The organism is Maricaulis sp. (genome assembly GCF_048270095.1).
Lineage (GTDB): Bacteria > Pseudomonadota > Alphaproteobacteria > Caulobacterales > Maricaulaceae > Maricaulis.
The window spans coordinates 15,622-26,964 of sequence record NZ_JBLWTL010000003.1 but is presented as its reverse complement, the minus strand read 5'-3'; the positions used below and the strand labels follow the sequence as shown (position 1 = coordinate 26,964).

Annotated in this window: 7 protein-coding genes; 5 read left to right on the top strand and 2 right to left on the bottom strand. The window is 64.1% G+C overall.

Features of this window, described 5'->3' with window-relative positions; translation table 11 throughout:
- Positions 1-113: 113 nt before the first annotated feature.
- The 4 genes from ACN0YJ_RS03060 (at position 114) to ACN0YJ_RS03045 (ending at position 5,835) form a co-directional block, all read left to right on the top strand.
- Positions 114-953: a DUF3108 domain-containing protein gene (locus tag ACN0YJ_RS03060; RefSeq protein WP_417495301.1), complete on the top strand. Its 840-nt coding sequence runs from the start codon at positions 114-116 to the stop codon at positions 951-953.
- Positions 954-1,267: 314 nt separating this feature from the next.
- Positions 1,268-3,295: a TIR domain-containing protein gene (locus ACN0YJ_RS03055; protein WP_417495300.1), complete on the top strand. Its 2,028-nt coding sequence runs from the start codon at positions 1,268-1,270 to the stop codon at positions 3,293-3,295.
- A gap of 61 nt (positions 3,296-3,356) precedes the next feature.
- Entirely contained in the window at positions 3,357-3,962 is a 606-nt protein-coding gene (locus ACN0YJ_RS03050) for a hypothetical protein (RefSeq protein ID WP_417495299.1), read from the top strand.
- A gap of 52 nt (positions 3,963-4,014) precedes the next feature.
- Complete coding sequence (locus ACN0YJ_RS03045) at positions 4,015-5,835, top strand: tetratricopeptide repeat-containing protein (RefSeq protein WP_417495298.1); 1,821 nt, start codon at positions 4,015-4,017, stop codon at positions 5,833-5,835.
- On the opposite strand, the gene ACN0YJ_RS03040 is transcribed toward ACN0YJ_RS03045, so the two are convergent.
- Complete coding sequence (locus ACN0YJ_RS03040; RefSeq protein ID WP_417495297.1) at positions 5,818-6,501, bottom strand: Crp/Fnr family transcriptional regulator; 684 nt, start codon at positions 6,499-6,501, stop codon at positions 5,818-5,820. The genes ACN0YJ_RS03045 and ACN0YJ_RS03040 overlap by 18 nt on opposite strands.
- Before the next feature lie 241 nt (positions 6,502-6,742).
- On the opposite strand from ACN0YJ_RS03040, the gene ACN0YJ_RS03035 reads away from it, so the two are divergent.
- Positions 6,743-9,403 carry a M14 family zinc carboxypeptidase gene (locus ACN0YJ_RS03035; protein WP_417495296.1) on the top strand — a complete coding sequence of 887 codons (2,661 nt, stop codon included), beginning with the start codon at positions 6,743-6,745 and terminating at the stop codon, positions 9,401-9,403.
- 19 nt (positions 9,404-9,422) lie between these two features.
- Here the strand turns inward: ACN0YJ_RS03035 and ACN0YJ_RS03030 are convergent, their stop codons facing one another.
- Complete coding sequence (locus ACN0YJ_RS03030; RefSeq protein ID WP_417476870.1) at positions 9,423-11,228, bottom strand: ABC-F family ATP-binding cassette domain-containing protein; 1,806 nt, start codon at positions 11,226-11,228, stop codon at positions 9,423-9,425.
- Between the last annotated feature and the right edge of the window lie 115 nt (positions 11,229-11,343).

Here is an 11,343-nt window from a genome sequence, read left to right as displayed (position 1 = left end):
GCACGGTGGATCCATCTGGCCCGCCGCGCCAGTGTACAGGATCTGCTGCGACGCCAAATTGCCACCGCAATTGTCGCGCAAGCTTCCATGTTAGAACCAAATGGGTGGGGATCATGCCGGCATTGTTTCAAGTCATTGCGGCCGCCACAAGCCTGGTTTTGGCCGGGTCCGCTGCTGGCGAACTCGCGAGCGGGTCTGACGCCGCTGCCGAATTCCATCCCGGTGCGCGGGTCATTTCGGCGCGTTATTCAAGTTCGGTGCTGATTTTCCGGGTCGGGGCGATCAGCCTGACGGCCCGGCTCGAGCCGGAGCGCTACGCCGCCGACACATTCGTCGAGGCGGCCGGGCTGGCCGCCCTGTTCACGGATTTCGATATTCGCGCCGAGGTGGAGGGCAGGCGCACCTCCGCTGCCGTGATGCCCCTGCGTTACGCCCATGTCGAGCGCACCGGCTCGAAGGTTCGCGCTGTCGAAATCGCGTTCGAGAACCGCATCGCGTCGGCTCAGGCCATGCCAGCTTTCGGTTCGCTCGGCGTTCCGCCTGCGACGGCGGAGCAACGCGAGGATGTGATTGATCCGATCTCTGCGATCTTTCTGCTGGCACAGGCACGAACGGGCGGTGAAGCGGACGTGTGTTCTGGGAGCCTGCCGGTGTTCGATGGCAAGGCGCGCTATAATTTGCGCCTCGAGGCCGGGGAAAGTGAGACGATCCGGACGCCGGCCTGGCGCGGTGAGGCCTTGCTTTGCCACGCCTGGTACGAGCCAATCGCCGGCTATGATCCAGAGGACTACCCGACACAGGCGGAATTGCGTTATCCGCTCGATATCTGGCTGGCACACTTTCCCGAGCACGGTTTCTACCTGCCGGTCCGGCTGCACACGCGGGCCGGCTTCGGCGGTGTGACGATCCAGGTCGCCGAGCTCGACATCCAGCTTGCGTCCGTCGAACCCTGACGGCCTTGGAGATTCGTGGGCGAGGTGTGACCGCGGTCACACCTCGCCCACCGGCGAAACTGTAACGTCATTGCCACGCTGTCCTATGCAGCTTCCCTCCTCCTCCTCTAATGGGGGACGGTCGGGGCGCGAGTCCTTGCCCAAGCGAAGCCCCAACTTCGCCTCGCGCCCCGCCGGATTTTTCGATATTTTGCCTGGATTGATCCCGGTTTGGTCCGGGGTTTTCCCCGTGCGATAACGCGCAATCTTTCCTTGAGCTTGCACCGACCGGCAACTGGCCCGATCATGTGTCGGGCTTGGGAGTGGGGGGCATTATGAGCGGGCACACGAAATACCGGGCGTTTATCAGCTATAGCCATGATGACAGCCGCTGGGCGCGCCGCATTCACCGCGCCCTGGAGGCCTATCGCCTGCCCGGCAATCTGATCGGTATCAAGACTGAACAAGGGCTTGTGCCGAAACGCCTCAATCCAATCTTTCGCGACCGCGACGATCTGCCGGCAGCCGGTGATCTCACTGCGTCGGTTCGCACAGCGCTGGCGCAGTCCGATGTTCTGATCGTGGTCTGCTCGCCGGCCGCCGCAGCCTCGCGCTGGGTGAACCAGGAGATTCAGGAGTTCCGCAGTGTCCACCCCCGGGCGCAGATTCTTGCGGCGATCGTTGCAGGTACGCCCGGTGCGGCTGTCGGGGATGGTGATGGCTGCTTCCCTGCTGCCCTGCTTGAGACTGGTTTGCCGGAATCTGAGGCTGAGCCTGTCGGTGCGGATTTCCGGCGCAATGGCGATGGTTTCCGGATGGGCGTGGTCAAGCTGGCTGCGGGTATGCTGGGCCTGCGGCTTGACCAGATCATTCAGCGCGACCTTCAGCGCCGCCAACAACGCGTGACTACCGTCACGATGCTCTCACTTCTGCTCGCTGTAGTCATGACGGGGTTGACCCTGCTCGCGTCTTCGGCCCGATCTGAGGCGGAACGCCGCAAGGCCGATGCGGAGGATTTGATCGAGTTCATGTTGAGTGACCTTCAAGACAAGCTGGAGCCGGTCGGGCGGCTTGATGTCCTCGATGCGGTAGGCGAAAAGGTTGTCGCCTATTACGCGGCGCAGCCGACGCGGCAATTGTCGGCCGATGCGCTGGGGCGCCGGTCGCGGGCTTTCCATCTGCTTGGTGAAATCGAATCGGCGGAAGGCGACCTGGAAGCGGCCTACGGGCATTTTCGCCGCGCCTATGATGCGACCGGGCAATCGCTGCAGACGGTTGATGACGACCCGGCGCGGATTTTCGAACACTCCCAGAGCGCCTATTGGGTAGGCTATTACGCCTGGCGTCAGGGGCGTCTCGATGACGCTGAAGGGCATTTCCGGGAATATCGCGACCTCGCCGCGCGCCTCACTGCAATTGACGCCGGCAATACCGAATGGCTCGCCGAATACGCCTATGCCAACACCAATCTGGGCGTGGTCTATCTCCAGTCCGCGCGTTTGCCGGAAGCCCGCGACTCCTTTGTCGCCGCCAGCGCGCTGATGGCCGATCTGGCTTCGCGTCAACCGGATGTGGTCCAGGCGCATGTCGACCACGCCAACGCCTTGGCCTGGGTCGCGACCGTCTATGAAATGACCGAGGGCCGCGATGCCGCAATCGCCGCGCGCCAGCAGGAAATCGCCATTTACGAAGACCAGTTGTCCGCCGAGGTTGATGACTGGAATATCCGCCGTGACGCCATCAACGCCGAACGCGCACTGGCACGGCTCCTGATCGCGCCAGGCCCCGCGACCCCGGCGGCTGACCTGCAAATCGCGCTGGCCATTCTTGAAGCGACGTCATTCGAGGCCGATGCCTTGCTGCAGCGCGACCCGGCCAATGGCAACTGGCGCCTGACCACGGTTCGCCAGCGCTTGTGGCTGGCCCAGGCCCGCCTGCTCGGTAATGATGTGGCCGGAGCCCGCGAGGCCTATCTCGACGCATCCGCCTATATGGCGCATCCGTCGTGGATGGCTGATGCCAGTGCCCGTATCGCGGAAACCCGGCTCTATGCGGCGCTGGTCGAGGCGCGTATTTTTGTCGCCATGGGGCAGGATGAATCGGCGCATTTGCGGCTGGATCATCTGATGACATCGCTGGTCGCTGAAGCCAATTGGCAGACAGAATTCCAGTATGGTCCCTATCTCTATGCAGCGTCTGCCAATGAGCTGGCCGATCTTGAACTCCGCCGTGGCGCGGCTGCGGCGGCTGCAACGCTGCGCGCACATCTGGTCACAACACTGACACCGATTTCCGGTCAGTTACGGCTTGATGCCGCGATGGAGTTTCACCGCGCGCAATCGCTGGCTTCCGAGGCCAATTAGGCCCTGCGGGGCCTCCCACGTGTCCGCATGAGCGGGCGCCCGCTTGAAATTGAGACCAGAGATGCCGATTCCAGACATGAGTGCGCTTGACGGAACCCGGGTGCAGGCTGAACTCCTCGACGTGCCGTCGCGCAGTTTCGAATGCACGCAAATCAGCGTGAGCACGTTACGCGATGGCAGTTTTGTCGTGCTCGCCGGTAGCGATGATGACCGCGATCCTTTCACCGATACGGAGATCGGCGTCATCCTTGCCAGCTTCGACGCGGTCGTCAGCGGTAATCCCGGCCTGACCGCCCCGCAATTGCGCACGCTGGCCTATACGACGCTCGCGCCCTTGTGGACCCCCAGCAATAGCGTCAAGCCCAGCCCGTATGATCTGGACGTGCATTGTGCCAGCCGGCTGATCTTTGCCCTGAGCATGCCCAACTGGAGCTTCGAACCGGCCCGGATCAAATTGAAGACGGGCTTCGGCCAGGGTGAGTTCGGCGGCCTTGACTGGCTGACCCTGAATGGGGTGAGCCTCGAGCCCAATGCCTTCCAGCTGGTTGATAGTTGCACCCAGACCGACGAGAGTTTCGAGTTCGCGCTCTTCATGGATGTCGCGCAGGCTGGCGGCGCCCAGCACACGCGGGTGATTGTTGATCCGATCATCAAGAATGAAGATTGACCTGCTGGCGATCATCGGGCCTGTTTGAGCCGGGACGGTCGCTGGAGGGCGGATGCGGCGGATAATCCTTGAAAGGTTCAATCAGGGCGATCTTGCGCGGGCTTATGATCTGTGTCTGGCAGCCCTGGCCCAGCAGCCCGATGATGGCTGGTTCAAGCATCGCGCCGTGCTCTGCCTGGTGCGGTCCGGGGCGCTGGAGCGTGCGGAACTCGATTTCCGCCGCTTCCGACTGTCCGAGGCCAGCCATGACGAGGATAGCCTGGCGCTCGGTGCCCGGCTAAGCAAGAGCATGGCGCTGGAGGCTCACGCCGGGGACGTCCGTCCCCTGGCGGCGGTTGCAGCCGCCCAGTACGCCCGGATTTTTGCCCAGACGGGCGGCCATTACCCCGGCATCAATGCGGCAACCCTGTATCTTCTGGCCGGCGATTTTCAACGCGCCGACGCGTTGGCGCGCCGGGTTCTGGATTGCTGCCGCGGCGCCAGCCCGGCTGACGCCGAAGAGGCCTATTACCGCCTGGCGTCGCAGGCCGAGGCCCATCTGCTGCTGTGCGATACCGGAGCGGCCCAGATGGCGCTGGAATCGGCGATTGCCTGCGACCGCGGCAATTCGATGGCCCATGCCACGACGATCCGGCAATTGCGCATGGTCAAGCGCCTTCTCCAACTTCCGGCCACCTGGCTGCACGAGCTGGAGCCACCCAGACCATGCCATTTCGCCGGGCATTTGTTTCATCCGGGCGCCGAAGTGGACGGTATCGCTCCGGCGCGCGAGTCGGGCCTCAGCCTGGCCATCGCCGAGGTGTTTGAGCGTGAAAATGTCGGGCCCTGCTACGGGGCGATCGCGGCTGGTGCGGACATATTGGTCGCCGAAGTGGCGCTCGAGCGCGGCAATGAGCTCCACCTGGTCCTGCCCATCCCGGTCAATGTCTTCATCGATACCTCGGTGCGCCCGCTGGGCGGGCATTGGGTCAAGCGCTGTGAGGCCTGCCTGTCCAGCGCCGCGGCAATTCACGAGGTCACAACCGACCGAACGCTTCTGTCTGGCCAGCACATCCGCTTTGCAAGTGAGGTTGCGATGGGGTTGGCGCGGATGCGGGCCAGCACGCTGTCGACCTCGCCTGTCCAGCTATTGATCGCCGACGACGCGCCGCCCGCCGAACCGTTTGGCACAGCCCATGACCGTGATGTCTGGCAGGAGGCCGGGCTGCGCCAGATCGTGGTCCCGGCGACCGGGCTCGAGCGCTATCGCGGCGACAACCTCGCCAGCGCGGACACCGACCCGGATTTCCGGCAGGTCCTGCGGGCGATGCTCTTCATCGATGTCTGCGGTTCCTCGACGGTCGCCGATGATCTCGTGCCGGTCTTCGTGACCTCGGTCATGAGCGTCCTGGCGCAGGTATGTGACGGGCTGGAGCCGGCCCCGTTGCACGCCAATAGCTGGGGTGATGGCCTCTTTCTCGCCTTCCGCGATGTTGGCGAGGCGGCGCGCGCCGCCGACGCGCTCCGCCGCGCCTTTGCAGCGATTGATCTTGCAGCGCTTGGCTTGCCTGAACACCTCGCCCTGCGGATCGGTGGTCATTACGGCCCGGTCCACGAGGCGCAGGACCCGCTTCGCAAGACGCCAACCTTGTTTGGCGGCCAGGTGGCGATCGCCTCACGTATCGAGCGCGCAACCTTGCCAGGTTCGATTTTCGTCAGCGCATTCTTTGCGGCGGCCCTGGCGATGGCGCGTGGCAGCGAGTTCCGGTGCGAATATGTCGGTCAGACCGCTATCGACGCCTTGATGCCCGAGGTCGGCATGTACAGCCTGCGCGCGGTGGCGGCCGACTGCCCGGCGGCGCTCGACGCGGCTGCGTCAGTTGGCGGTGCTTAGCCGGGCCAGGTGATCAGGGTCGACGAGCTCGAAGGCATCGGGGCGCCGCATCAGCATGCCGCGCCGTTCCAGATTGCTGACCGTGCGTGACACGGTTTCCCGCGTTGTATTAACCCGCAGCGCGATAGCCGTCAGCGAGGGAATGGGCCGGATGACCCGGGTCGGGCCTGCCTTCGAGCATTCGGACATGCGCAGGATTTCTGCATAGATCCGGCCCGGGGCAGACAGGGCCGACAGCTCGAACATGCGCTGGGTCGTGTGGTGAACGCGGTGCGCCAGAATGCGTGCCAGCGCCAGACCCAGATCGCCATATTGCTGTAGCAGTTCGAGAAAGACACCGGCCGGATAGCTTGCCAGTTCGCATCCGGTTTCGGCGATGATTTCCGAGGTGCGGCGCCGGTCGGTCAGGGCGGCGAGCTCGCCGATGATGGTGCCCGCCTGCAGCGTGTCGAGCCAGATTTCCTGGCCACCCTCGGAAAGCAGGACCACCCGTGCCGTCCCGTCGAGGACGAGAAAGACCTGGTCGCCCTGGTCATCCTGGGCGATGATGCTGGCACCGGCGGGGAAGCGTCGAATTTCGGCGCGCGCAACCAGCGCAGCGCGAGCATCCTGGTCCGTCAGAGCGAGAGCATCCAGGGCCCTTGCCCAGGATTTGTCCGCCATCATGCGTGTCCCCATCCCGCAAACAGTTGCTTGTTAGGGATAATCGGCGATCCACCCGCAGAAGGCCAGCGAAAAAGGCCGACGCATACGGGCGGGGAATGGTGAAGCTCCGGCCTTGCGCGCTGGCTGAAAAGCGCGCTCGGGCCGAGATCCTCCGGCCAGGCGTGCCACAGAGCCACAGCAACAAGGCTTTCACCGGCCGCGAAAAACCTGCTTTACTGGCCGCAGGATATACGGGGATTCCATGATGAAGCATTTGTTCGGGGCCTTGGTCGGTCTGGTGATGGCGTCGGTACCGGCGTTGGCGCAATCTTCGCCGCTGGCCGGCCAATACGATGCGCAAATTCCGACCGCGCAATCGATATTGGGTCATGAATTTGGTGCTGAAATCACACCGCCCGATCAGGCGATTGCCTATCTCCGGGCCTTGGAGGCAGCTTCCCCCGACCGCGTTCAGGTCGTTGACTACGCGACCAGCTGGGAAGGCCGCCCGCTCGCCTACGCCATCATCGCCAATCCGGACACCATGGCGCGCCTCGATGACATCCAGGCCGATCTGCAACAGCTGGCAGACCCCCGCGGACTGGCCGCTGACGTGCGCGACCGCCTGGTCGCCTCGACGCCGGCCGTGGTCTGGCTCTCCTATGGCGTGCATGGCGATGAGATTTCCTCGACCGATGCCGGCCTGCGCACCGCCTATCACCTGCTCGCATCGCGCAATGATGCCGGTGTCGACCGGGTCCTCGACCAGACCATTATCATTATTGATCCGGTCCAGAACCCCGATGGCCGGGCGCGCTTTGTGCACAGTTTTACTGCCGCACGTGGCCTGCAAGCCGACGAGAACCGTTTCACTGCCGAGCATGACCAGCCCTGGCCGGGTGGCCGCACCAATCACTATCTGTTTGACATGAATCGCGACTGGTTTGCGATGACCCAGCCGGAAACACGCGGCCGCGTTGCGGCGATGCTGGACTGGCGTCCGGTGGTCGTCGTCGATGCGCATGAAATGGGCGGCGACAGCAGTTACTTCTTTGCGCCATCGGCCGAGCCCTTCAACCCGCATGTGGTCCAGAGCCAACGCGACGCCCAGGACCTGATCGGGCGCAATCACGGCCGCTGGTTTGACCAGTTCGGCTATGATTATTTCACCCGTGAAGTCTTTGATGCCTTCTATCCCGGCTATGGCGATATGTGGCCGACCCTGCAGGGTGCCGTGGCGATGACCTATGAACAGGCCTCGGCGCGGGGTCTGGTCTGGCGCCGGCGCGATGGCTCGCTTCTGACCTATGGCGAAGCGGTCGAGCATCACTACGTCGCCAGCCTGTCGACGGCCGAAGTGGTGGCCGCCAATCGCGAGCGCTTTGTGCGCGACTATCTCAATTTCCGGGTCTCTGCGACCGAGGATGAAGGTGGACCGCAGGCGGTTCTCCTCGACCTGTCCTCCAATCGCTGGGGCGCCGAACGGCTGGCCCGTTTGCTGGTCGCCCAAGGCATCGAAGTGAGCCGCATTGACGGCCCGCTGTCCGCGTGCGGCAGCCGTTTCGAGGATGGCGCCTTCGAGGTCCGCTTCAATCAGCCCGCTGGCCGTCTGGCGCGCACACTGCTCGAGGATACCACTGAATTGCCGGCTGATTTCATGCAGGAGCAGGAGAGCCGACGGACGCGTGGCTTGCATGCCGAGCTCTATGACGTCACGGCCTGGTCCTTGCCTCTGATGCATAACGTGAATTCTGTGGTCTGCCGCCGTGATCCGGGCCTGAGTGGCGAGCCTGTTGATGCCGATGACGTGATTGCCTCGACGGGTTCCTCTGATGGCGCGGCCTGGGGCTATGCGATTGCCTGGGAGGATGCCGGTCAGGCCCGCCTCGTGGCAGCCCTCGCCGCGGCCGGCGTGCCGGCTCGCTCAAGCGATGTAGCTTTCAGGATTGGCGAGCGGACATTCCCGCGCGGCAGCGTCGTCGTGCCCCGCCATGGCGCGCCGGCCAATCTCGACAGCCTGATCGCTCGCCTCGGCGGTGAAATTGGTGCCCGCTTTGTCGGCCTCGCATCAAGCTGGGTGGATGAAGGGCCCAATCCGGGTTCCGAACACTTTGTCCCCGTGACGGCACCGCGTATCGCGATGCTCTGGGATGACGGGACGGATTCCGGTTCCGCCGGCGCCACGCGTTATGTGCTGGAGCAACGCTATGGCATGCCGGTCAGCATTATCCGGGCCGGGACGCTGGGGCGGGCCGATCTGTCAGTTTTTGATGTCCTGATCCTGCCCGAGCAGGGCCGCAGCGGCTATTCATCGGTGCTCGGCGCAAGCGGTTCGGCGCAACTGACCCGCTTCGTCCGTGCCGGTGGCGTGCTGGTGGGCCTGGGTGATGCGACACGCTGGCTGGCTGACCCCGAAGTCGGCCTGATCCCGACCCGCCGTGAACGGGCCGCCGAGACGCCCCGCGCCGGTGCGCAGGACAGCGCTGTTGTCGATGCGGTCTTGCTCACCTCGGTCGATGAACTCGATGTCGTGCAGGCCGAACAGGGCGCGATGCCGGATTACGCGCCCGGCGCGCTCTTGCGCGTCGAAGCCAATCCCGATGCCTGGATGTCGGCCGGGTATTCGCGTGGTGCCGCAGCGCTGGTCACCGGTTCGGATATCTATGCGCCGGTCAGCCGCGACGCGGCCGATACGGCCATGCGTTTCGCCGGGCCCGATACGCTCGTGGCGGGCGGGTATATGTGGGCGGAATCGACCTCGCAGATCGCCTTCAAACCCTTCGTGATCTCCAATTCGATGGGGTCAGGCCAGGTCATCGCCTTCACCCAGGCGCCGACAACGCGCGCCTATCTGGAAGGGCTTGATCTCTTGCTGCTCAATGCCGTCCTGCTCGGGCCGGCCCATAGTCGCGGCATGCGCTGACGGCTTCGGGATCGGGGGCCTATTCGCCCTCGATCTCGACGCGCTCGGTTTCCAGTTCGAGCCAGCGATCTTCCTTCTCCGACCGTGAGGCCAGGGCCGCAGCGAGCTCTTTGCTCGCCTTGGTGAAGCGGACCGTGTCCTTGAAGATGTCCGGATCGGCGAGCTCGGTCTCCAGCTTGCTGATGGCTTTGTCGAGCACTTCGATCTCGCCGGGCAGAAGCTTCAGCGCATAGCGATCCTTGTTTGCCATCTTGCGCTTCACGACGCGGGCTGGCGCGGCCGTTTTGGCGGCGGCCTTGCGGTTCGGCGCGGCATCGCCGCCGAGCGGCGTCAGCCCATAGCCGCGCTGGGACAGCATGTCGGAATAGCCACCGGCATATTCGGTCCAGTGACCATCGCCCTCGGCGATCATGACGCTGGTACAGACCCGGTCGAGGAAATCCCGGTCGTGCGAGACGATAAAGACGGTGCCGGAATACTCGTCGATCAGCGCCTGCAGAAGATCGAGGGTTTCCAGGTCAAGATCATTGGTCGGCTCGTCCAGCACCAGGAGATTGGACGGCAAGGCAAGGGCACGGGCCAGCATGACGCGGGCCTTCTCGCCGCCCGACAGGACCTCGATCGGGGTATTGATCTGCTCCGGCGGGAAGAGGAAATCCTTCATATAGGCAATGACATGTTTGGACTGGCCATTGACCTCAACGGTATTGCCGCCGCCCTGGGTGAGGGCTTCGGACAGGGTCCATTCCGGCTTTAGCGCGATGCGCTTCTGGTCGAGGCTGGCCATTTCCAGCTTGGTGCCGAGGCGGACTTCGCCGCTATCGGGCTCGAGCTTACCGGTCAGCAGGTTGAGCAGGGTGGTCTTGCCAGCGCCATTGGGCCCGATCAGGCCGATCCGGGCGCCGCGCGCGATCTTGGTCGAGAAATCCTTGACGATGTCACGGCCTTCATAGGCCTTGTTGAGATCGATTGCCTCGGCGACCAGCTTGCCGGAATCCTGGGCGGCCGAGGATTGCAGATTGACCTGGCCCTGCGGTCCGCGATGCTCGGTGCGTTGTTGTCGCAGGCCCTGCAGATCGGACAGGCGTTTCACATTGCGCTTGCGCCTTGCGGTGACACCATAGCGCAGCCAGTGCTCCTCGCGCACGATCTTGCGGTCAAGCTTGTGCATTTCCAACTGCTCGGCTTCGAGCACTTCATCGCGCCAGGTCTCGAAGGCGGAGAAACTGCGTTCCATCAGCCGCGTGCGGCCGCGATCAAGCCACAGCGTCTTGCGCGAGAGGTTCGACAGGAAGCGCCGGTCATGGCTGATCAGCACCAGGGCGGAGCGGCTCGATTTCAGCTCGGATTCCAGCCATTCGATCGCCGGCAGGTCGAGGTGATTGGTGGGCTCGTCGAGCAGGAGGATGTCCGGGCTCGGGGCCAGCGCCTGGGCCAGCGCGGCGCGGCGCGCCTCGCCGCCGGACAGGACTTTGGGGTCTTCCAGCCCGGTCAGGCCGAGATGTTCCAGCAGGTATTGGGCCCGATAGGGATCATCGCCGCCGGTCAGCCCTGATTCGACATACTCCATCACCGTCTTGAACTTCGTCAGGTCCGGATCCTGCTCGAGATAGCGGATCGTCGAGCCGGGGTGCACGAAGCGCTCACCCGCATCGGGTTCGACCGTGCCGGCGGCGACTTTCATCAGCGTCGACTTGCCCGAGCCATTGCGGCCGACCAGGCACAGGCGTTCGCCCTCGCCGACGCTGAGCTCAGCGCCGTCGAGCAGGGCGGTGACGCCGAAGGTGAGGTGGATATTCTGGAGAGTGAGGAGAGGTGGAGCCATGGCGCACCGCATACAGGTCCGCGCGATGAAGGTCACGGTCCGCGATCAGGTCAGATTTGCGGTGGGGGGACGGCGTCTCTGCCTGTCCCGCTATTCGTCAATCTGGATAAAGCGT

Bases quoted from the DNA above. Each gene is read 5' to 3' on its own strand.
- ACN0YJ_RS03030 (WP_417476870.1), bottom strand. From the start codon at position 11,228: ATGGCTCCACCTCTCCTCACTCTCCAGAATATCCACCTCACCTTCGGC.
- ACN0YJ_RS03055 (WP_417495300.1), top strand. From the start codon at position 1,268: ATGAGCGGGCACACGAAATACCGGGCGTTTATCAGCTATAGCCATGAT.
- ACN0YJ_RS03040 (WP_417495297.1), bottom strand. From the start codon at position 6,501: ATGATGGCGGACAAATCCTGGGCAAGGGCCCTGGATGCTCTCGCTCTG.
- ACN0YJ_RS03060 (WP_417495301.1), top strand. From the start codon at position 114: ATGCCGGCATTGTTTCAAGTCATTGCGGCCGCCACAAGCCTGGTTTTG.
- ACN0YJ_RS03045 (WP_417495298.1), top strand. From the start codon at position 4,015: ATGCGGCGGATAATCCTTGAAAGGTTCAATCAGGGCGATCTTGCGCGG.
- ACN0YJ_RS03035 (WP_417495296.1), top strand. From the start codon at position 6,743: ATGATGAAGCATTTGTTCGGGGCCTTGGTCGGTCTGGTGATGGCGTCG.
- ACN0YJ_RS03050 (WP_417495299.1), top strand. From the start codon at position 3,357: ATGCCGATTCCAGACATGAGTGCGCTTGACGGAACCCGGGTGCAGGCT.